Here is a 21,673-nt window from a genome sequence, read left to right on the forward strand (position 1 = left end):
CGAATTGCACTGGCCCTGCTGCTGGTACTGAGTTGCCTGACAAGTCATGCCATGCCGACCCCCAACCGCTGCGGGTCGGCATCACCGAAGTGCCGCCGTTCGTGATCCAGGGCGAGGATGACAGCTGGAGTGGCATCAGCATCGATCTGTGGAATGCCATAGCCGAGAAAAACGGCTATACGTTCGAGTACCGGCCGATGCCCTTCGGCCAGCTGTTCGACAGCCTGGAGCAGGGCGAGGTCGACGTGGTGGTCGGAGCGCTGACCATGACGCCCGAGCGCGAGGTACGCTTCGACTTCACCCATCCGTTCTACTACACCGGCCTAAGCATCGGCGTGCCGGCGACATCGTCGGCTGGTGGCTGGAGGACTTTCACGCGGCTGTTCTCCTGGGGCTTCATCAGCGTAGTGCTGGGCCTGGTTGCGGTGTTGATGCTGGTGGGCACGGTGATCTGGCTGTTCGAGCGGCGGCGTAACCAGGCGCAGTTTCCCGAGGCGCCCGTGCGCGGCCTGGGCGATGGGTTCTGGTGGGCAGCAGTGACCATGACCACCGTTGGTTATGGCGACAAGTCGCCGGTGACCCTGGGCGGGCGGCTGGTGGCCGTGGTGTGGATGTTCGCTGCGCTGATCATGGTTTCGACCTTTACCGCGGCGATGACCACGGCGCTAACGGTGAGCAACCTGCAAGGCAGCATCCAGGGGCCCGGCGATTTGCGAGGCGCGAATGTCGCCAGCGTGCAGCGCACCGTCGCCGCGCGCTGGCTGGAGGAGCAGCGCATTCGCCAGAGCAGCTACCCGAACCTGACCGAGGCGCTGCTGGCTGTGCAGCAGGGCAAGGCCGATGCCATCGTCTATGACAAACCCATTCTGCAATATCGCAATCGCGAGTTGCTTGGCGCGCGCCTGCAGATACTCCCGGGCACCTTCGAGAACCAGAGTTACGGCTTCCTGGTGCGTAACGGCAGCCCGCTGCGTGAGCCGATCGGTCGGGCCATCCTGAGCACCTTGAGTGAACCGCAGTGGCCGCGAACGGTGAGCGATTACCTGGGCGAGGAGCTTTGAGCTCCGTCGGGGCGTGGTGATAGCCAGCCACCGACGCAACGCATCAGGGGCGTGCCTGTTACGCCTGTCCCAGCTCTGCCGCCACGCGCTGCACCTGTTCATGTCGCTCGGCGTCTTCAAGGCGTGCGCCGGGATTGAGCGACGACCACTCGGGGTGCGCCCGCGCCACGTTCAGCGGCGTGGGCAGCTTGCCCTGGCGCCACAGGGTTTCCTGCGGGGCACCGAGGCTGATGGCGTCCATCGCCGCGTGGCCACGCACGTCCAGTGCAGCCAGCAGTTGCTGCTGGCGCAGGGCGAGCAGACGCAGCACGGCGTCGTCGACGGTCAGCTCGCGCTGGCCTTTCAATTTGCCCTTCAGTCTCTCCCCATAGTTGCGCAGGGTCTGTGCGCTCCCGCCGATCACTGCGCCCAATGCGGCAGCTGCACCCATGGTCAGGCCGCCGACCAGCAGGTCGACGCCAACGCCGGTGGCCGCACCCGCGGCCATGCCGCCGCCAACCTTGATCCCCAGTTGCTTGATGGTTTCCGGATTGAACAGGTCGTCGCCCCAGCGCCCGTCGAGCAGCGGCAGGTCGGCCGCTTTGGCGTCGCTGCTGCGGAAGGCATACAGGCGCAACAGCGCCTCGACGCAGCGCTGCTCGCGCTGACGAATGGCTTCGCGCAGCTCGCTCACCGCGGCCTGCTCCAGCAGTGGCTGAGCGGCGACGCTGCGGCGACAGGCGGCGCAGTCGATCAGCAGTTCGGCGATCAGCCGGTTGCCGGCCTGGCGTCGGGCTTGGCGCTGCGCTTCGTGATCCTCGATCAGGCGCTGCAGTTGTGGACGCGAACGTTCCAGCAGCAGGGCCAGGCTCTCATAGAGGCGCCGCTCGCCATCCTCCGGCGGTGCCACGCTGTCGAACGCCACCAGGGCGTGCAGGCCGAGGCGGGCCAGGGCCTCGCGCCACTCGCCTTCGCGGTGGTGGGCGCTGGCAACGAAGTTGAGCACCGGCAGCAACGGGCGGCCACACATGGTGAGCACCGCCAGTTCGTCACGGTACTTGGCCAGCACCGGCTCGCGCACGTCGATCACGTACAGCCCGGCATCGGAAGCCATGAGCTGGCGCAGCACCTTGGCCTCCTGCTCGTAGCGCTGGCGCGCCTCGCTGCCTTCGAGAAAACGCCCCAGGCGCGCCGGGCCATCCAGCCGCTCACCGGGGCGGTCGAGGCGCTCCAGATAATCGAACAGGGCGATGGCGTCTTCCAGGCCGGGGGTGTCGTACAGCTCCAACAGCGCCTGGCCGTTCACCGACAGGCGCGCACCCTCGACATGGCGCGTGGTGCTGGCGCGCGGTGAGACCTCGCCGAACTCCACGTCACGGGTCAGGGTGCGCAGCAGCGACGTCTTGCCGACATTGGTATGGCCGACCAGGGCGAGTTTCAGCGGCGGGCTCATGGTGTGGTCTCGGCCGGGTAGCTCGGAGGCAAGAGAGCGGGCATTGGGGTAGGAGCGAGCTCTGCTCGCGAACCATGGCAAACGGCAAAAGCTTCGCGAGCAGAGCTCGCTCCTACATGAAGGCCGTGTGCCTGCGGCTCTCTAGTCATGCCCTGTCTCCAGCCAGTTCAGCGGCGCCGTGTCGCCATGCGGCAGTCCCAGCGTGCCGAGGGCCTGATGCCAGTCCGCCAAGCGTGCGCTGTCCAGGCTTTCGCCGGGGGCAGGTGGCAGCAGCCAGATGCGTGTGGCAGAGGCCGAGCGCGCCAGCTCGCCGAGCAGCGCCAGCGTGCCGCGGTCCGGCGAACGACGCGGGTCGCAGGCGATGGCCAGGCGTTCGGGCGGGAAGCGGGTCAGTTGCTCCAGCAATTGGCGGCGCTGCTCGCGACTGTCGATCACCCCGGCATCGGCCACACCCTTGGGTAAGGGGCCCGGTGGCCAGGTGCGGCGGTCGTCCAGCTCCAGGCCTAGCAGCAGGGCGCCGCTGCCCGTCTGGGAATTGGCGCCGCCTTGCGGCTGGTGCAACTCGGCGGGGGCCAGATCGCAGACACCGAGGCGTTCGCTGTCCGGCTGCAGGCGCTGGCGCAGCAGGCCGTAACCGGGCAATTCAAGATCCAGGCGCAGCGCGCCCTTACCCGATTGCCAGCGCCACAGGCACAGCAGCATCAGCAGCACGCGTGGCAGCAGGCCATAGACCAACAGCACGCCGACCAGCCAGGCAGCCCAGCTTTGCCGCGCCGCTTCGCTGGCAATCGCGGCATCGCCGCTGGCGCGGATCAGTTCCACGTTCGGCAGGTTGAAACCGAGCAGGGCAGGCAGGGCGCCGATGGCCTGAGTCAGGGCGATGAAGGTGTCGCCGCCGAGGATGGTGGTCTCCCAGACGAAACCGTAGCGCCGCGTAGCGAGCATCAGCAGCAGGGTGGCCAGGGCGCTGAACATGGCCAGTGCCCATAGGCCGTGCACCAGCAAACCCAGGCCCCAGCGAGTCAGGCGCTGGCGCTGCAGCATCACCAGCAGGGCGGGCATCAACTGCGCAGCGCTGGCGTCGCGTGCCAGCTTCGCGCTTAGCCACAGCCACACATGGCCGAGAGCGCCGGCGCTGTCGCGGCTCAGCGACAGGCCAAGCAGCCAGCCGATCAGCATCAGCAAATTGAGGCCCAGAAGGCTACCCAACGCCCAGAACACATTGACCGGGCGGCTGCCGTCACCGAGGGCGGTCAGCGCCAGGCCGAGGCCACTGAACGCGGCCAGCACGGCCAGAGCCAGCAGCGCCAGGCGAGCACCCTGGAGCCAGTGCTGCAGGGCCTGCCACTGGCCGTCGCGGCGACTCAGCAGCAGCGCACGCTGCTGGATGCGCTCGGCAAGTTCGCCGCCCTGTGCACGCACCTGGCGGTTGGCTTCGGCGTCGTCGAGCGGGCCGGCATGTTCCTCGCGCACGCGAATGGTCTCGCTGAGCCAGAGGCGCTGGAAGGGTGTGGAGGAGGAGGCGTCTGTCACGCGGCGTCTCGTCGTTTGGATCAGAGGTTGAGAATAACCCCTGATCCGCCCCGGCGCGACTCAGTGCTGCTCGCGCAGACGCACCGCGATGTCCGGCTGGTCGATGAACAGGCCGTCGATGCCGGTGGCGATAAAGGCGTGCAGTTCCGCCTCGATGTCGCCGCGCTCGCTCGGCTCGCTGCCATTGCGCAGGCTGGTCGGCAGGAAGGCGTTCTCGGCGCGGAAGGTATAAGGATGAACCTTGAGTCCGGCAGCATGGGCGTCACGTACCAGGCGGGTCGGCGTGGTCAGGTTGCCGGCGGCGTCGCGCGGGATGACCATGCCTTTCTCCGGGCCAATGCCGCTGGCGTAGCGGGCGATGGCCTTCAGACCCTCTGGCGCGATCATCTGCGCGTAGCCGAGGCCGGTGCCGAGTACGTGCTGGTCATAGGGCTGGCCCTCGGTCCACAGCAATTGCACCAGGCGTACCTGGGTCAGGCGGCTGAGGGTCTTGAGGTTCTCCACCTCGAAGGACTGGATGTATACCGGCGCCTTGGCGCTGTTGTAGCCGTTGTGCTTGAGCACCTTGACCAGCGGTTGCTCCATGGCCAGGCCGATCTGCTGGAAGTGGGTCGGGTGCTTGGTTTCCGGATACAGGCCGATCACCCGCTGCTGGCTGAGCTGCAGGCTCTTCACCAGGTCGATGATCTCCTGCAGGGTGGGAATCTCGAACTGGCCATCGAAGCGTTGGTTGGCCGGGCGCTGCTGGGGAATACGCTCGATGGCGCGCAGGGTCTTGAGTTCGGCCAGGGTGAAGTCCTCGCTGAACCAGCCCTCCAGGCTGACGCCATCCACCGTCTGGGTGCGCTTGCGGCTGGCGAATTCCGCACGCTGCGCGACGTCGGTGGTCAGTCCCAGTTCGTTATCGTGACGGGCCACCAGTTGGCCGTCGCGAGTCATCACCAGGTCAGGCTCGACATAATCGGCGCCCTGCAGCACAGCCAGGGCATAGGCTGCCAGAGTGTGTTCGGGGACGTAACCGCTGGCGCCGCGGTGGGCGATCACCAGCGGTTTGGCGTCGCCACGAGGTTTGCCCTTGTGCGCCAGCGGCTGCTGCTGTGCCCAGTCGATGGCGGCTTGTACGCTATCGGACTCGGCGGGTGCGGCAAGGCCGAGGGTTGGCAGCAGCAGGCCAGCGTAGAGCAGCCAGCTGCGAAGCGGTTTCTTCAACATGGGGGTACCTCCTTGCACGGGGTGGGAGCCCAAGCCTGCACCGGTAAGGGTGACGATTGTGCGACAGAGGTCCAAGCCTAGACGGTTCTGTGCGCCATCGGGAAGGTAAAGGTAGGCTGCGGGTGCGCCGGCCCCTCTGCTATGCTCGCGGCCATGAAAACCACTCTACCTCTTTCGCTGATCGCCGCGCTCGCGCGCAACCGCGTGATCGGTCGCGACAATCAACTGCCTTGGCATCTGCCGGCGGACCTCAAGCACTTCAAGGCCATGACGCTGGGCAAGCCCATCATCATGGGGCGCAAGACCTGGGACTCGCTCGGGCGCCCGTTGCCAGGGCGGCTCAATATCGTGGTCAGCCGTCAGCCTGGGCTGATCCTGGAAGGCGCCGAGGTGCTCGCCACGCTGGAGGCGGCCATCGAGCGTGCCGATGCCTGGGCGCGTGCAGAAGATGCTGAGGAGCTGATGCTGATCGGCGGCGCGCAGCTCTATGAATTGGGTCTGGCCCAGGCCGATCGCCTGTACCTGACGCGTGTGGGGCTTGAACCCGATGGTGACGCTTTCTTCCCCGAAATCGACGAGTCTGCCTGGCGCATGGCGTCCAGCGTCGAGCATCCGGCTTCTGCCGAGACGCCGTTCTACGCCTTCGAGATATGGGAACGACGCGGCGCATAACGATAACGATCCTTCCGGCCGTCGCTGTCGCCAGCTTCTCCTGCGCGGCGTGACGGCCATTGCCTTGCCTGCGGTTACTTCTTTTCGCTTCTGATGCAGGTATTTCGATGACAGATCAATCGTCCACCGACGAGCGCCCGAGCGCCGTCGCCGCACTCTTCGTGCGCCACCCACTTTGGGAGGATGCGTTGGCGTTGCTGTTCGGCACCGCCCTGGTGGCCTTGGGCATCGCCTTCTACGCCCACGCTGGCTTGCTCACGGGCGGTACCGTCGGCATCGCGTTTCTGGCCAACTACCAGGCCGGCTGGCCGTTCGGGTTGGTGTTCTGCCTGGTCAACCTGCCGTTCTACCTGCTCGGTATCTGGCGCATGGGCTGGGGCTTCACCTTGCGTACCGGCTGCGCGGTGCTGCTGGTTTCACTGCTGGCCGAACTGACGCCGCATTGGGTCGCCTTCGCCCACCTCAGCGCGCTCTATGCCGCTCTGTTCGGTGGGGCTGCGATGGGCCTGGGGTTGCTCATGCTGTTCCGCCATCGCGCCAGCCTGGGCGGGGTGAACATTCTCGCCCTGTACATGCAGGAACGCTTCGGTCTGCGCGCGGGCGCGGTGCAGATGGCCATCGACGCGAGCATCGTGCTGGCGGCCATCTTCGTGGTGTCGCCAGACAAGGTGCTGCTGTCGGTGCTGGGGGCGGTGATGCTCAATCTGGTGCTGGCGATCAATCACCGGGCCGATCGTTACGTCGGTGTCAGTTGATCCCTGCAACGAACGAGGGGCTGCCTCGCTGAAGCAGCCCCTCGTCGGTTTTCGCGGAGGCGAAAATCAGATCACTTCGGTGAACTGGATGATCTCGACCCAGTAGCCGTCCGGGTCCTTGATGAAGGCGATGTCGCGCATGCGACCGTCGGTCAGACGCTTCTGGAAGTCCACACCGAGGTCTTCGAAGCGCTGGCAGGCGGCCTTGATGTCCGGCACCGACACGCACAGATGGCCGAAACCGCGCGGGTCGCTGTTGCCGCTGTGGTAGGAAAATTCCGGGTTCTTCTCGGTGCCGTAGTTGTAGGTCAGCTCCAGCACACCGGGGATGGATTTGCGCCACTGGTGGCGGGCGGCCGGGTCAGCCGGGATCTGCGACTTGTCATTGATCAATGCGAGGAAGTACAGGCTGAATTCGGCATCCGGGAAATCCTTCTTCTCCAGCAGGGTGAAGCCCAGCACGCGGGTGTAGAAATCCAGCGACTTCTGCAAATCCTTCACGCGGATCATGGTGTGGTTGTAGACGAAGTCGGCGGTGGCGACGTCGGGCTTGGCGGTCACGCCGGCAATGGCGTTGAGCTCGTCGAGGGTCATGGGATTCTCCATCAGGCGGTGATTGGGCGAGTCGGCAAGTTGAATCGACATAGATGGCTGCGTGGCAGGCGTTTTTCAAGGCTGGCGCTGCAGGCCGCCTGGATGGACTGCCCTCGAATGGTATCTGGGTAGCTGTAGGAGCGAATTTATTCGCGATTAGCGCGCGGAGCATCGGATGGATCGCGAATAAATTCGCTCCTACAAGGGGCTGCGTTCCAGAGGTAAGGGACGCAGGCTCAGACGTTCAGCGTGATCAGCTCGGCCCTAAACTGGTCGCCTTCGATATGCAGGATGCCCAGGCCGATGGGCAACTTGAAGCGCCGCGGTCCGGCACTGCCGGGGTTGAGGAAGAGCACGCCGTCGCGCTCTTCCTGCAGCGGCTTGTGCGAATGCCCGGCGATCACCACGTCGATGCCTTCAACCTTGGGGTCGATGGCCAGCTGCTTGAGGTCGTGCAGCACATACAGCCTGATGGCGCCGAAGCTCAGGGTTAGGTGCTCGGCAATGCCATCGGCCCAGTCGTCCTGGTCGTTGTTGCCGCGCACCACCGAAAGCGGCGCGATGCGCTCCAGTTCGGCGAGGATATGCGGCCCACCAATATCGCCGGCATGGATCAGATGATCCACGCCCTGCAGCGCGGCCAGCGCCTGGGGCCGCAGCAAGCCGTGGGTGTCGGCGATCAGGCCGATCTGCATGTTCGTCTCCAGTGCTTTAACGTAGGCGCCAGCTTGCGGGCGATCACGGTCGGATGCAAAGCCTGCGGCCAGGATAAGCCCGGTAGTGGGGCTGTTGTCAGTCAGCAACTATTTCTGGTGCGCCACCAATCATTAGGCATTTGGAGCGGAAAAGCTTCGCGGACAAGTCCGCTCCCACGAGCAATGCTGTTCACTTAAGGTTGTACGCGCTTGGCTCCCCTCTCCCATTTATGGGAAAGGGGCTGGCGGAGAGGGCTGAAAATTCCGCAAGACTGCCAGTTTCCCCCTCGCCGAACACGGCCCGCCCTAACCCTCTCCCCAAAGGGGCGAGGGGACTAATCGCCTCCGATCACTTCTGGTGTGAACAGCATTACGCTCCCACGAGTGCCACTGAGACCCGTGGGAGCGGACTTGTCCGCGAAACGAGCAGTGCGCGCTACTGTTCGGTCAATAAAAAACGCCGCGAACCTGCAAAGCAGTCGCGGCGGTTTTCTTAGCAGACTGGCCCTAGGTCGCAGGCCGGCAGGCTTAGCCGTCGAGCATTGCCTTGTCACGCACCGCGCCCTTGTCGGCACTGGTGGCAAGCAGGGCGTAGGCCTTGAGCGCGGTGGTCACCTTGCGGGTGCGCGGCGCTGCCGGCTTCCAGCCCTTCTTGTCCTGTTCGGCGCGGCGTGCAGCCAGCTCTTCATCGCCAACCAGCAGGTTGATGCTGCGGTTGGGGATGTCGATGAGGATCTTGTCGCCGTCATTGACCAGGCCGATGGCGCCGCCCGCGGCGGCTTCCGGCGAGGCGTGGCCGATGGACAGGCCGCTGGTGCCGCCGGAGAAACGGCCATCGGTGAGCAGGGCGCAGGCCTTGCCCAGGCCCTTGGACTTCAGGTAGCTGGTCGGATAGAGCATTTCCTGCATGCCCGGGCCACCTTTCGGGCCTTCGTAACGGATGATGACGATGTCACCTTCCTTCACTTCGTCGGCGAGGATGCCTTTTACGGCGCTATCCTGGCTCTCGAATACCTTGGCGGTGCCTTCGAACACGTGGATGGACTCGTCGACGCCGGCGGTCTTCACCACGCAGCCGTCGAGGGCGATGTTGCCGTACAGCACCGCCAGGCCGCCTTCCTGCGAATAGGCATGCTCGACGCTGCGGATGCAGCCTTCGGCGCGGTCGTCGTCCAGGCTCGGCCAGCGGGTGCTCTGGCTGAACGCGGTCTGGGTCGGGATGCCGGCAGGGCCAGCCTTGAAGAAGTGGTGTACCGCTTCGTCCTGAGTCTGGGTGATGTCCCACTGAGCGATGGCTTCGGCCATGTTGGGGCTATGTACGGTGTGCACGTCGGTGTGCAGCAGGCCGCCACGGGCCAGTTCGCCGAGAATGGAGAAGATGCCACCGGCGCGGTGTACGTCTTCCATGTGGTACTTCTGGATGTTCGGCGCCACCTTGCACAGCTGCGGCACCTTGCGCGACAGGCGATCGATGTCGCGCAGGTCGAAGGCGACCTCGCCTTCCTGGGCCGCGGCCAGCAGGTGGAGGATGGTGTTGGTCGAGCCGCCCATGGCGATGTCGAGCATCATGGCGTTCTCGAACGCCTTGAAGTTGGCGATGTTGCGCGGCAGCACCGACTCGTCGCCTTCGCCGTAGTAGCGCTGGCACAGCTCGACAGCCAGGCGGCCGGCGCGCAGGAACAGCTGCTCGCGGTCGCTGTGGGTGGCCAGGGTCGAACCGTTGCCCGGCAGGGACAGGCCCAGAGCTTCGGTGAGGCAGTTCATCGAGTTGGCGGTGAACATGCCGGAGCAGCTGCCGCAGGTCGGGCAGGCGCTGCGCTCGTACTCGGCGACTTTTTCATCGGACGCGGTCGAGTCGGCGGCGATGACCATGGCGTCGACCAGGTCCAGGCCGTGGCTGGCCAGCTTGGTCTTGCCGGCTTCCATCGGGCCGCCGGAGACGAAGACCACCGGGATGTTCAGGCGCAGCGCAGCCATCAGCATGCCGGGGGTGATCTTGTCGCAGTTGGAGATGCAGACGATGGCGTCGGCGCAGTGGGCATTGACCATGTACTCGACGGAGTCGGCGATGATCTCGCGGCTTGGCAGCGAATAGAGCATGCCGTCGTGGCCCATGGCGATGCCGTCGTCGACGGCGATGGTGTTGAATTCCTTGGCCACGCCGCCGTGCTTCTCGATCTCGCGGGCGACCAACTGGCCCAGGTCCTTGAGGTGCACGTGGCCGGGCACGAACTGGGTGAAGGAGTTGGCGATGGCGATGATCGGTTTCTTGAAGTCTTCGTCCTTCATCCCGGTGGCGCGCCACAGGGCACGGGCGCCGGCCATGTTGCGGCCGTGGGTGGAGGTCTTCGAGCGGTAATCGGGCATGACGATGATCCTGCGGCTAATTCGGTTGTGTGTGCGGTGAGCGTCGTCGAGCGGCAGATCGCCGCGGTATCAGGAGGCTGCATGACGAAACGGGATCACCGTTCGTACGGCCGGGGCTCACGGGCCCGCCGGAGGATTTCTGGCGAGGAATGCTGGGATTCTACGCCCGCCAAGGCGGGCGGGGGAAGGCTGATGGTCGCTTGCGCCAGTCGCTGTCGCTCAGTGCGGTAACTCGATCCCGCGCATGCGTTCGGCGCGGCGGCGCAGCAGTTCGAGGGTCACCAGCAGGGCGATGGACACCAGGATCAGCAGGGTGGCGATGGCCAGGATGCTCGGATTGATCTGCTCGCGCAGGCCCGAGAACATCTGCCGCGGGATGGTGCGCTGCTGAGGGCCGGCCATGAACAGGATCACCACCACTTCATCGAACGAGGTGATGAAGGCGAACAGTGCGCCGGAAATCACCCCGGGTCGGATCAGCGGCATGATCACGTCGAAGAACACCCTGATCGGCGTGGCGCCGAGATTCAGCGCGGCGCGCGCCAGGCTGTAGTCGAAGCCTGTGAGCGTGGCCGTCACCGTGATGATGACGAAGGGCGTACCCAGCGCGGCGTGCGCCAGGATCACCCCGAGGTAGCCACCGGCCAGGCCGAGGTTGGAGTAGAAGAAGAACATGCCGGCGGCGGTGATGATCAGTGGCACGATCATCGGCGACAGCAGCAGGGCGGTGATGAAACGGCGAAACGGCATCTCGTCGCGCGCCAGACCTACGGCGGCGCAGGTGCCCAGAATCGTGGCGAGGATGGTGGAGAGGATGCCGATGAAGAAGCTGTTCTTGATCGCCAGGATCCACTTCGGGTCGTCGAGAATCTCCCGGTACCAGCGCAGCGAGTAGGCGTCCGGGTCCAGCGTGAGCATGCCTTCGGTGAAACTGAAGAACGGCTCGGCGTTGAACGACAATGGCACGATCACCAGGATCGGCAGGATCAGGAACAGCAACACCAGCCAGGAGCTGGCCTTGAGCAGCCAGTGTCCGAGGTGGTGCCAGAAGCCATAGTAGGCGGGGATCTTCATGGCGCCGTGCCCGGGGTGAGGTGACGGCTGCTGCCGCCTGTAGCCCGGACGCAGTCCGGGAGCGAGGAGGAGACGGGTTTCACGGATTGCATCCGGACTACGCCGTGTTGCTGCGATGCTGATAAGGCCATGTTCATCCCAACTTGATATTGCTGGCGCCGACGAAACGGTCGTACACCCAGTACAGCAGCAGGATCAGCCCGAGCAGCAGCGAGCCCAGTGCGGCGGCCAGCTCCCAGTTGTTCGAACGCTGCATGTGGAAGGCGATGATGTTGCTGATCATCTGCCCGTCGGTGCCGCCGACCAGTGCCGGGGTGATGTAGTAGCCCACCGATATGATGAACACCAGCAACGCCCCGGCGCTGAGGCCTGGCAGGGTCATCGGGAAGTAGATGCGGGCGAACGCCGGTATCGGTTTGTCGCCCAGGCTGAGCGCGGCGCGCATGTAGCTGGGGTCGATGCCGCGCATCACGCTGTACAGCGGCAGGATCATGAACGGCAGCAGGATGTGGGTCATCGCCACCACGGTGGCGAATGAGGTGTAGAGCATCTCGAAGGGTTGGCTGATGATGCCGATGCCCATGAGGAAGGAGTTGATCACGCCGTTGGTCTGCAGCAGGGCGATCCACGAGGTGGTGCGCACCAGCAGCGAGGTCCAGAACGGCAGCAGCACCAGTACCAGCAGCAGGTTGGCGCGATTCGATGGCAGGCCGGCGAGGTAGTAGGCCAGCGGGTAGCCGAGCAGGGCGCAGAGCAGGGTGATGACCAGCGCCATGTTCAGCGTCTTGGAATAAAGCTGCAGGTAGATCTGTGTGTCCTGGCGCACCTGAATGCCCTCGTCGGGGTGCAGCTCGAGATCCAGTGCGGTCAGGTAGTAGTCGTAGGTGTAGACCTTGCCGGCACGTTCGATGGCGTACCACAGCTCGGGCTTGCTCCAGTTGCGATGGGCGTCGAGCAGGGTTTGCACACCCTGGCTCTGCAGCGCTTGTGCATCCAGACGGCCGATGCGCCGTGCAGTGGATTTGACCACGCTGGACATGCCCGTGTAAGCGCGGTTGAACTCCTCGGACAGCTTGCCGGACAGGCGCTGTTCGTTGAGCCCATGCAGCTCCGTGACGAAGACCTGCAAGGTTGCCTCGTCCGGCATCTGCCGGTGATCGTCCCAGCGTTCGAGTTCGGCCAGGGTCAGGGGAATCAGCTCGGCTACGGTCGGGTGATACACGCTGCGCCACAGCATGGTGCCGATCGGGGCGACGAAGGTGACGAGGATAAACAGCAGCAGCGGCACCACGAACAGAAAGGCGGCGACGCGCTTCTTGCGACGGGCGCTGGCAGCTTGGCCGGCTTCGTGGGTGGTCAGGGATGACAAGGCGTTACTCCGATGGATCCAGCCCAACTGTTCCCCCGGCTCCCGTGGCAGGCGCTTCAGCGGCGACGGTCGCGGCTAAAGCCCCTCCCACAGGTCGGAGGAAACAGGGTGCCGGTGCTTTTACTTCAACAGCCACTCGTTGAACTTCTCGCCCAGCGACTCGCCGTAGTCGGCCCAGAACTCGGAGCCAGCCTGGATGCCCTTGTCCAGATGAGCGGTCGGCAGGTGCGGAGTGGCGTTCTGGTCAGCCAGCGGCATGGACGACTTGCGAGTCGGTCCGTAGGCCACGTCCGGCATGCCGGCCAGTGGTTTGGAGCCGGTGGCGTACTTGATGAACTCCATGGCCAGCTCCTTCTTCTTCGAGCCCTTGACGATGGCCCAGGCATCGAGGTCGTAGACATGGCCGTCCCAGACGATTTCGAAGGGCTTCTTCTCCTGCACTATGGCGTCGTAGAAGCGGCCATTGGCCGACTGCACCAGCACTGCACCGCCGTCGTTGAGCAGTTGTGGCGCTTGCGACCAGGAGTCGAACCAGACGATGTCCTTCTTGATGCTGTCCAGCTTGTCGAAGGCGCGCTGCTGGCCTTCCGGTGTGGCCAGCACTTCGTAGACTTCCTCCGGGGCTACGCCGTCGGCCATCAGTGCCCACTCCATGTTCACCTGCGGGCGCTTGCGCATGGCGCGCTTGCCGGGGATCTTGGCGGTGTCGAAGAAGTCGCCGATGCTGGTGGCCTTGGTGCCGCCGATGGTGGTGTCGTTGAAGGCGAACACCACGGACCAGACGATATTGCCCACCGCGCACTCGCTGGCCAGCGCTTCGGGAATGAAGTCCTGAGCCGCCGCAGTGCCGTCGATGCCGGCCGGCAACACGCTGTGATCGAGGGTTTCCAGCAGGCCTTCGGAGCAGGCGCGCTCGAGGTCGATCACTTCGAAGTCGACCACGTCCCACTGGATGTTGCCCGACTCGACCTGGGCCTTGATCTCGGCAACGCCACCCGAATAGTCCTCGAACAGCACCTTGACGCCGGTTTCCTTCTGGTAGGGGTCGATGACGTGCTTCTTCTGCGCGGCGCCGTAGGAGCCGCCCCAGGACACCACGGTGAGACTGTCCTGGGCCGTGGCGTTGCCTGCAGTGAAACCCAATGCCGCCAACAGGGCGAAGGTGGAAACGCTGGTAGTCAGTGATCTAGCCATTGCTGTGCTCCATTTGCTTCTACTAGTTGTGGTGGTCAGAGCGTCGTCGGCACTTCCGATCGGTCCAGGGCCTGGCTGTCTTCCGGCAGCCAGGTGAGGGCGATCTCTTCCTGAGCGCTGAGTTGCGGGGCTGAACTGTCGTTCAGATTCTTCACCACCAGTTCACTGCCGCTGGCAGTCTCGAAGTGGTAGCGGATGTATTCGCCGACGTAGTGGCGGGTGACGAACCGGGCCTTGACCTGGTTGCCGCTGTCGCCGAGGCGGGTGGTGAAATTGAGCTTTTCCGGACGCACCGACACCGTGGTGGCCTGGCCGACTTCGCAGCAGTTGGCCTTCAGCGTGCTGACCAGGCCGCCATCGTCGAGACGTACCTGCACGCGGTCCGTTTCGACCGTCTCGATCACCCCTTCGAGCTTGTTGCTCTCGCCGATGAAGTCGGCGACGAACAGGTTGGCCGGGCGCTCGTAGAGCACGTGTGGCGCGGCGCATTGCTGCACCACGCCGTTGTTGAACACGGCGATGCGGTCGCTCATGGTCAGCGCTTCGGTCTGGTCATGGGTCACGTAGATCACGGTGAAGCCGAGCTGCTCGTGCAGGCGCTTGATCTCGAACTGCATCTGCTCGCGCAGCTTCTTGTCCAGCGCGCCGAGTGGTTCGTCCATCAGCACGATGTCCGGGGCGAAGATCAGCGCTCGGGCCAGGGCCACGCGCTGGCGCTGGCCGCCGGAGAGCTGACCGGGATAGCGTCCGCCGAACGCCTGCAGTTCGACCAGGGCGAGGTACTGCTCGACCTTGGCGCGAATCTCGTCCTTGGGCAGCTTGCGGATCTTCAGCGGGTAGGCGAGGTTCTCGCGGATGGTCATGTGCGGGAACAGCGCGTACTGCTGAAAGACCATGCCGATGTTGCGGTCGTACGGCGCGATGCTGGTGACGTTGCGGCCGTTGATCAGAATCTCGCCGCTGGTCACGTCTTCGAAGCCGGCGAGCATCATCAGGCAGGTGGTCTTGCCGGAACCGGAAGGGCCGAGCAGGGTGATGAACTCGCCCTTGGCCACGTTGAGGTTGAAGTCCTTGACCACCAGGGTCTTGTGATCGTAGGTCTTCTTGACATTGGTGAATCGCAGGAACGCGTCGTTCCCAGCCTGCGCAGTCATAGTCCTCCCCGCTGTCCGCAATGTGGAGTCAGCTCGTGGCCAAGGCTCCAACTTCTGAGTCGATTCGCCTCCTTCGTGGGCGGCGATCGTTATGGCGATAGGCAAAAGCAATAAGCAAGCCAGATTAAGGCTGGCTGCTTGATAGCGCTCTGCTATGCAGGCTCAAGCCTAGTCGATGCTGGGCGAGATGCGAGGCGGGGTGTGGGAGGAGGTAACAACGAATGGGGGAAGAGGCACCTGCCGACACGCACTCGGCAGGTGCAGCTTGCTCAGCTGTTGGGCAGCAGGCGTACGGTCAGGCTCTTGATGTAGCGGGTTTCGTTGATCGCCGGATGTACCGGGTGATCCGGGCCCTGGGCGCCGCGCTCGAGCAGCTGGATGTTGCGATCCAGATGGCGGGCGCTGGCCAGCAGGATGTTCTGCAGGTTGTCCTCGTCCAGGTGCATGGAGCAACTGGCACTGACCAGGATGCCGTCCTTGTTGAGCAGACGCATGGCGGTTTCGTTGAGGCGGCGGTAGGCGGCCTCGCCGTTCTTGATGTCCTTCTTGCGCTTGATAAAGGCGGGTGGGTCGGCAATTACCACGTCGAAGCGTTCTTCGGCCGCCTTCAGTTCACGCAGGGCGGCGAACACATCGCCCTCGACGCAGGTGACCTTCTCGGCGAAGCCGTTGAGCGTGGCATTGCGCTCCACGCCATCGAGGGCGAAGCCGGAGGCGTCCACGCAGAACACTTCGCTGGCGCCGAACGCCGCCGCCTGCACGCCCCAGCCGCCAATGTAGCTGAACAGATCGAGCACGCGCTTTCCCTTGACGTAGGGCGCCAGGCGCGCGCGGTTCATGCGGTGATCGTAGAACCAGCCGGTCTTCTGCCCTTCGATCACCGGCGCCTCGAACTTCACGCCGTTTTCTTCCAGGGCGACCCACTCCGGCACCTCGCCGTAGGCGGTTTCCACGTAGCGCTCAAGGCCTTCGGCGTCGCGCGCGCTGGAGTCGTTCTTGAACAGGATGCCGCTGGGTTTGCACACCTGGATCAGCGCGGCGAGCACGTCGTCCTTGTGCGCTTCCATGGTGGCCGAGGCCAGCTGCACCACGAGGATGTCGAAGAAACGGTCGACTACCAGGCCCGGCAGCAGGTCGGAGTCGCCGTACACCAGGCGGTAGCAGGGCTTGTCGAACAGGCGCTCGCGCAGGCTCAGGGCGACGTTGAGACGATGCACCAGCAGGGATTTGTCCAGCACGTGCTTGACGTCGCGCGACAGCAGGCGGGCGCAGATCAGGTTGTTCGGGCTCATGGCGACGATGCCCAGCGGCTTGCCGCCGGCCGCTTCGAGGACAGCCTGGTCGCCGGCTTTGAAGCCATGCAGCGGAGTGGCGGCGACATCGATCTCGTTGCTGTACACCCACAGGTGGCCGGCGCGCAGGCGTCGGTCGGCGTTGGCTTTCAGGCGCAGACTGGGCAGGGAAGACATGAGTTCGAGCTCCGCAGGGCAAAGAGCGGGATTATAGCGGTTTGCACGCAGGCCCGGCGGTTACAAAAGTCGACTGCGGGCGTGCCTGAGCTTTGGCTAGACTGTGCGCTAATTCTCACCCTGCCCGATTCCCCCTCCATGACCTACGAACTCACCGCCGAACAGATCCAGCAAGTCCTGCAGGGGATCAGCGTACCGCCGCAACCGCAGATCATGGTCGATCTGCAGATGGAACAGATCATGCCCAACCCCGATCTGCGCAGCATCGCCAAGCTGATCAGTCAGGACCCGGGGCTGTCCGGCGCGCTGCTGAAAATTGTCAACTCGCCGCATTTCGGCCTGGCCAACCGCATCGCTTCGATCCAGCAGGCGGTCAATCTGCTGGGCTGCAACACGGTGATCAACCTGATCAATGCGCAGTCGATCAAGGGCGAACTGACCGACGAAGCGATTCTGGTCCTCAACCGCTTCTGGGACAGTGCCCAGGACGTGGCGATGACCTGCCTGACCCTGGCCAAGCGCCTCGGTTATCACTCGCCGGACGAAGCCTACAGCCTCGGCCTGTTCCACGACTGCGGCATCCCGCTGATGCTCAAACGCTTCCCCAACTACATGCAGGTGCTGGAGGAAGCCTATGCCAGCGCCAGCGACGAGCGCCGCGTGGTCGACACCGAGAACCGTCTGCTGACCACCAACCACGCCGTAGTGGGCTATTTCACCGCGCGCTCGTGGCGCTTGCCGGAGCATCTGTGCGAGGTCATCGCCAACCACCACAATGCCCTGTCGATCTTCAGCGACGATTCCGGACAGGACGCGCAGCTCAAGACGCTGCTGGGCATCCTGAAGATGGCCGAGCACATCTGCGAGACCCATCGTGTGCAGGGCGGTCAGGCCGTCGACATGGAGTGGCAGTACATCGCCCAGCCGATTCTCGAATACGTCGGGCTGTCGGAGTACGACTTCGAGAACCTGCGTGAAAGCATCCGCGACCTGACCGTACTTTGAACCTGGCAGGGCGCTTGCTGCACGTGGGCCTCGGTGCGTGCTACCGCTTTGCGCACCGCTCCTGCTAAGGTGGCGCACCGCCGTTTTTCTGCCGTATCGCCATGCCCGAATTACCTGAAGTCGAAACTACCCGTCGTGGTATTGCCCCCTATCTTGAAGGTCAGCGCGTCAGCCGCGTGATCGTGCGTGAACGCCGTCTGCGCTGGCCGATCCCCGAGGACCTGGACATTCGCCTGTCCGGCCAGCGTATCGAGTGCGTCGAGCGGCGCGCCAAGTACCTGCTGATCAAGGCCGAAGTCGGCAGTCTGATCGGTCATCTGGGCATGTCCGGCAGCCTGCGCCTGGTCGAGTGCGGCCTGGTTGCGGCCAAGCACGAGCATGTGGATATCGAGCTGGAGTCCGGCCTGGCGCTGCGTTATACCGACCCGCGCCGCTTCGGTGCGCTGCTCTGGAGCGAAGACCCGCTGCGCCACGAGCTGCTCAGCAAGCTCGGCCCGGAGCCGCTGGGCGGGCTGTTCGACGGCGAGCGGCTGTTCCAGCTTTCGCGTGGGCGCAGCATGGCGGTCAAGCCGTTCATCATGGACAACGCCGTGGTGGTGGGCGTGGGCAACATCTACGCCACCGAAGCGCTGTTCGCTGCCGGTATCGACCCGCGTCGCGAAGCCGGTTCGATCTCGCGGGCGCGCTACCTGCGCCTGGCCGAGGAGATCAAGCGCATCCTCGCCCATGCCATCGAGCGCGGCGGCACCACGCTGCGCGACTTCGTCGGTGGTGATGGTCAGCCCGGCTACTTTCAGCAGGAGCTGTTCGCCTACGGGCGCGGCGGCGAGTTCTGCAAGGTTTGTGGCAGCACGCTGCGAGAGGTCAAGTTAGGGCAGCGGGCGAGTGTGTACTGTCCCAAGTGCCAACGCTGAGAAAACCTATCGATCTGCTGCGCGTCGGCCCTACTGCGTTAAAAACAGGCTCGGAATGCTCATGTACAAAAGTACACTCCGCTTCCTCGCCTGTGTTTGCCTTGTATGGCTCTAGCTCGCAAGCTCGTAAAACACGTTCTGGTAAGAAAAAAACAAGAAATACCGAGGTTGATCGATGTCCGGTAACTACTTGCCGCGCAATCCTGTGGCCCAATGGCTGGGGCGCAGCGTACTGAGGGTGATGGGCTGGCGGATCGAGGGCGAACTGCCGAAGCTCGACAAGTTCGTCGCCATCGGCGCTCACCATACGTCAAACTGGGACTTCGTGATCTTCATCGCGCTGAAGTTCGTGCTGCGCCTCAATGCCCGCTGGTTCGGCAAGCACAGCATCTTTCGCTGGCCCTTCGGCGGCCTCATGCGCGGTTGGGGCGGCATTCCGATCCGTCGGAACCTGAAGCTCAACACCGTCGAGCAGGCGGTGCAGGCCTTTCGCGAACACGACCAGTTCATCCTGGTGCTGTCGCCCGAAGGCACGCGCAAGAAGGTCGAGCGCTGGAAGATGGGTTTCTACCATATCGCTCTGGGCGCGGGCGTGCCCATCGTGCTGGGTGCGCTGGACTACCAGAACCGGCGCGTGGTGATCGGCCCGACCTTTCAGCCGACGGGTGACGAAAAATCCGATCTGGCTGCCATGCTGGCGTTCTTTCGCCCTTATGTGCCGAAAAAGCCGGAGTACGCCTTTCATGGCGATTGATGTCCATCACGCTGACAATTACCAATGCGCTGTTATAGTTACTGGCACTTTCCCGAATAACCTGAAGGATCGATCCATGAAAGCGTTCCGCACCTCCGCTGCTGTCCTGGCGCTGACCTCTGGCCTGCTGGCGCTATCGGCGCAGGCGGAAGTGGTTCAGCAGAACGTCAGCGGCGATCCGCTCTATACCGTAGAAGCGCCCAAGGGCTATGCCATGATCGGTGACCTGGTCATCGCTCGCCCGCTACTGATCGGCGCCACCGCCATCGGCGCTGCGGCCTTTATCGTCAGCCTGCCGTTCACCGCCCTGGGCGGCAATGTCGGCGAGGCGGCGCAGTCGCTCGTGGTCGAGCCTGGCAAAGAAGCCTTCGTGCGCTGCCTGGGCTGCACCAGCAGCGGCTACAAGCAAGACTGATTCGCTGCAACCCGCTGTCGCGGCCTCTCGCCTCTTTATCGAGGCGAGGGGCCGTTTACGTTTGAACGCCGAGAAAAGGAAGGAACGGTGATAATGAAGTCCTTGCGCTGGGTGATGCTGTCGCTGGTGATAGCGGGGCTGATCGCCTCGTTCTGGTTCAGCCAGGGCTGGCTGCAACTCTGCGCCGGCCTGGCGATCTTCCTGTTCGGCATGCAGTGCCTGGAAGAGGGCTTGCGCCAGTTGGCGGGCAGCAAGCTGGAACAGTTGCTCGGGCGCAGCACCGCGACGCCGTTCAAGAGTCTGTTGTTCGGTGTCGGCGGCACCTTGCTGCTGCAATCGAGCACGCTGGTGTCGCTGCTGACCATCGCCTTCATCAGCACCGGGTTGATCCAGCTGGCCGGCGGTATCGCCATCCTCTTCGGCGCCAATCTCGGTGCCACCAGCGGTATCTGGCTGCTGGCGATGGCCGGGCAGAACCTCAGCCTGAGCCCGCTGGCGCTGCCACTGCTGGTTTTCGGTGTGCTGGCCGGCTTCTTCGGCGCCAAGAGCAAGGCGGCCGGGCGCATCGTGCTGGGCATCGCCTTCATCTTTCTCGGCATCGACCAGATCAAGGAGGGCTTCGCCAGTTTCGGCGATGGCCTGGACATGACCGGCCTGCAGGAAGGCGGACTGCGCGGGGCGCTGTTGTTCACCGCCATCGGCATGGCCATCACCGTGGTGCTGCAATCGAGTCACGCCACGCTGATGCTGACCCTGGCCGCGCTGGCCAGCGGCCAACTGGAGCTGGGGCAGAGCCTGGCCATCGCCATTGGCTCGAATGTCGGCAGCAGCGTGACCACAGCCTTCGTCGGTTCGCTCGGCGGCAATCGCAGCGGCCAGCGCCTGGCGCTGGCTCATGTGCTGTTCAACATCACCACCGGCACCCTCGCCTTCTGCCTGCTCGGCCCGCTGACCTGGCTGGTACATGCGCTGGCCGAGCCCTTGGGGCTGGGCGACAACAGCCTGATCCAACTGGCGATGTTCCATACCCTGTTCAATGCCATGGGCGTGGCGCTGTTCTGGCCGCTGCAGGGGCGCCTGGCGCAATACCTGATCCGCTGGCTGCCGGAGCGTGTCGAGCCGCCGGTGCTGATCACCGAGCTGGCGCCCGAGCAGGTCGCCGAGCCCGAGCGCACCCGCGCGCGCTACCTCAACGAACGCGCGCTGGACTCGGTGGACGCCGCATCCGGTGCGGTGGTGCAGGAGCTTGGGCACCTTGGCCGCCTGAGCCTGGAGGTGATCTGCCACGCGCTCTATCTGCCGGTGGACCAGCTGGCGCGTACCCAGGCCGACGATAGACTGCTGCAGGCCAAGCCTACGCACGGCGGCTTCGATGCGCAGCACCTGTACCAGCTTCATATCAAGGGGGTGTATGGCGACCTGCTGAGTTTCATGGGCCGCATGGAGCTGCCCATGGACGAAGCGCACCAGCAGTTCTGGGTCAGTTGCCAGCTGGCAGCGCTGCAATTGGTGGACGCGGTCAAGGATGCCAAGCACCTGCAGAAGAACCTCGGCCACTACCTCGACGCGCCGCCCTCGGCCGTGCGGGATGCCTATGTGGAGCTGCGTCGTCATATGCTCGTCACGCTGCATGAGGTGCGTGAGCTGGCGCGCTCGGAGATGCCCGAGGAAATGTGGCAATCGCGCCTGCGCTGGCTCGACGAGCAGGCGGCGAGCTTCGACGGGCAGTTCCGCCAGCGTCTGTTTGCCGATGTGCGCAGCGGGCGGCTCGATGGCCTGCAGACCAGCTCGCTGATGAATGACCTGGGCTATGTCAGCCGCATCTTCCAGAGCCTGCGCAACGTACTGATGCTGGGCAGCGAGCAGGCGCTGTTCCGTGAGTTGCGCAAGTTCGGCGAGGAGCAGGAGAGTCTGATCAGACTCTCCTGACCCAAGACGTAGCCCGGATGAAATCCAGGCTTTGCTCGGTTTTCCCGGATTTCATCCGGGCTACGGCCACATTCG

At 64.3% G+C, this 21,673-nt stretch carries 19 protein-coding genes; 8 read left to right on the forward strand and 11 right to left on the reverse strand.

The genetic code is table 11. From position 1 onward, the window contains the following. Positions 1 to 32: 32 nt before the first annotated feature. On the forward strand, positions 33 to 1,061 hold the full coding sequence (locus tag B2U07_RS11920; RefSeq protein ID WP_275546840.1) for a transporter substrate-binding domain-containing protein: 1,029 nt from the start codon (positions 33 to 35) through the stop codon (positions 1,059 to 1,061). Between the two features lie 58 nt (positions 1,062 to 1,119). On the opposite strand, the gene B2U07_RS11925 is transcribed toward B2U07_RS11920, so the two are convergent. From B2U07_RS11925 to B2U07_RS11935, 3 genes are all read right to left on the reverse strand, one after another. Continuing rightward, entirely contained in the window at positions 1,120 to 2,493 is a 1,374-nt protein-coding gene (locus B2U07_RS11925) for a GTPase/DUF3482 domain-containing protein (RefSeq protein WP_275546841.1), read from the reverse strand. A 141-nt stretch (positions 2,494 to 2,634) separates the two neighbouring features. Beyond that, on the reverse strand, positions 2,635 to 4,026 hold the full coding sequence (locus B2U07_RS11930; protein ID WP_296277053.1) for a DUF2868 domain-containing protein: 1,392 nt from the start codon (positions 4,024 to 4,026) through the stop codon (positions 2,635 to 2,637). A gap of 60 nt (positions 4,027 to 4,086) precedes the next feature. Next, the gene (locus tag B2U07_RS11935; protein WP_275546843.1) at positions 4,087 to 5,238 is read right to left on the reverse strand and encodes a glycerophosphodiester phosphodiesterase; all 1,152 of its coding nucleotides are present in this window, start codon (positions 5,236 to 5,238) and stop codon (positions 4,087 to 4,089) included. A gap of 141 nt (positions 5,239 to 5,379) precedes the next feature. Between B2U07_RS11935 and B2U07_RS11940 the strand changes: the two genes are divergently transcribed. Both B2U07_RS11940 and B2U07_RS11945 read left to right on the forward strand, forming a co-directional pair. Next, entirely contained in the window at positions 5,380 to 5,910 is a 531-nt protein-coding gene (locus B2U07_RS11940; RefSeq protein WP_419096342.1) for a dihydrofolate reductase, read from the forward strand. Between the two features lie 107 nt (positions 5,911 to 6,017). Next, on the forward strand, positions 6,018 to 6,665 hold the full coding sequence (locus B2U07_RS11945; RefSeq protein WP_275546845.1) for a YitT family protein: 648 nt from the start codon (positions 6,018 to 6,020) through the stop codon (positions 6,663 to 6,665). A gap of 66 nt (positions 6,666 to 6,731) precedes the next feature. On the opposite strand, the gene gloA is transcribed toward B2U07_RS11945, so the two are convergent. The 8 genes from gloA to B2U07_RS11985 form a co-directional block, all read right to left on the reverse strand. Continuing rightward, the gene (gene gloA, locus B2U07_RS11950) at positions 6,732 to 7,259 is read right to left on the reverse strand and encodes a lactoylglutathione lyase (RefSeq protein ID WP_275546883.1); all 528 of its coding nucleotides are present in this window, start codon (positions 7,257 to 7,259) and stop codon (positions 6,732 to 6,734) included. A gap of 236 nt (positions 7,260 to 7,495) precedes the next feature. After that, the gene (locus tag B2U07_RS11955) at positions 7,496 to 7,954 is read right to left on the reverse strand and encodes a metallophosphoesterase family protein (RefSeq protein WP_275546846.1); all 459 of its coding nucleotides are present in this window, start codon (positions 7,952 to 7,954) and stop codon (positions 7,496 to 7,498) included. Between the two features lie 528 nt (positions 7,955 to 8,482). Further along, the gene (gene ilvD, locus B2U07_RS11960; RefSeq protein WP_275546847.1) at positions 8,483 to 10,321 is read right to left on the reverse strand and encodes a dihydroxy-acid dehydratase; all 1,839 of its coding nucleotides are present in this window, start codon (positions 10,319 to 10,321) and stop codon (positions 8,483 to 8,485) included. Between the two features lie 219 nt (positions 10,322 to 10,540). Next, entirely contained in the window at positions 10,541 to 11,395 is an 855-nt protein-coding gene (locus B2U07_RS11965; RefSeq protein WP_197856781.1) for an ABC transporter permease, read from the reverse strand. Positions 11,396 to 11,528: 133 nt separating this feature from the next. After that, positions 11,529 to 12,764 carry an ABC transporter permease gene (locus B2U07_RS11970; protein WP_275546848.1) on the reverse strand — a complete coding sequence of 412 codons (1,236 nt, stop codon included), beginning with the start codon at positions 12,762 to 12,764 and terminating at the stop codon, positions 11,529 to 11,531. Positions 12,765 to 12,884: 120 nt separating this feature from the next. Continuing rightward, a complete protein-coding gene (locus B2U07_RS11975; protein ID WP_275546849.1) occupies positions 12,885 to 13,958 on the reverse strand; it encodes an ABC transporter substrate-binding protein in 1,074 nt (357 codons plus the stop codon). Between the two features lie 35 nt (positions 13,959 to 13,993). Further along, on the reverse strand, positions 13,994 to 15,112 hold the full coding sequence (locus B2U07_RS11980; RefSeq protein ID WP_017363138.1) for an ABC transporter ATP-binding protein: 1,119 nt from the start codon (positions 15,110 to 15,112) through the stop codon (positions 13,994 to 13,996). 269 nt (positions 15,113 to 15,381) lie between these two features. Beyond that, positions 15,382 to 16,581 carry a class I SAM-dependent rRNA methyltransferase gene (locus tag B2U07_RS11985; protein ID WP_275546850.1) on the reverse strand — a complete coding sequence of 400 codons (1,200 nt, stop codon included), beginning with the start codon at positions 16,579 to 16,581 and terminating at the stop codon, positions 15,382 to 15,384. A 138-nt stretch (positions 16,582 to 16,719) separates the two neighbouring features. On the opposite strand from B2U07_RS11985, the gene B2U07_RS11990 reads away from it, so the two are divergent. The 5 genes from B2U07_RS11990 to B2U07_RS12010 all read left to right on the forward strand — a co-directional run bounded on the left by B2U07_RS11990 (position 16,720) and on the right by B2U07_RS12010 (position 21,598). Continuing rightward, positions 16,720 to 17,586: an HDOD domain-containing protein gene (locus B2U07_RS11990; protein WP_197856786.1), complete on the forward strand. Its 867-nt coding sequence runs from the start codon at positions 16,720 to 16,722 to the stop codon at positions 17,584 to 17,586. A gap of 101 nt (positions 17,587 to 17,687) precedes the next feature. Beyond that, complete coding sequence (gene mutM, locus B2U07_RS11995) at positions 17,688 to 18,500, forward strand: bifunctional DNA-formamidopyrimidine glycosylase/DNA-(apurinic or apyrimidinic site) lyase (RefSeq protein WP_197856787.1); 813 nt, start codon at positions 17,688 to 17,690, stop codon at positions 18,498 to 18,500. Positions 18,501 to 18,675: 175 nt separating this feature from the next. Next, entirely contained in the window at positions 18,676 to 19,254 is a 579-nt protein-coding gene (locus B2U07_RS12000; protein ID WP_275546851.1) for a lysophospholipid acyltransferase family protein, read from the forward strand. A gap of 76 nt (positions 19,255 to 19,330) precedes the next feature. Continuing rightward, positions 19,331 to 19,669 (forward strand): multidrug transporter, encoded by a 339-nt coding sequence (locus tag B2U07_RS12005; RefSeq protein ID WP_197856789.1) that lies wholly within the window; start codon positions 19,331 to 19,333, stop codon positions 19,667 to 19,669. Between the two features lie 93 nt (positions 19,670 to 19,762). Then, the gene (locus B2U07_RS12010) at positions 19,763 to 21,598 is read left to right on the forward strand and encodes a Na/Pi cotransporter family protein (protein ID WP_275546852.1); all 1,836 of its coding nucleotides are present in this window, start codon (positions 19,763 to 19,765) and stop codon (positions 21,596 to 21,598) included. Positions 21,599 to 21,673: the final 75 nt, after the last annotated feature.

It is taken from the genome of Pseudomonas sp. UBA7530, assembly GCF_002479365.1.
Classification (GTDB): Bacteria; Pseudomonadota; Gammaproteobacteria; order Pseudomonadales; family Pseudomonadaceae; genus Aquipseudomonas.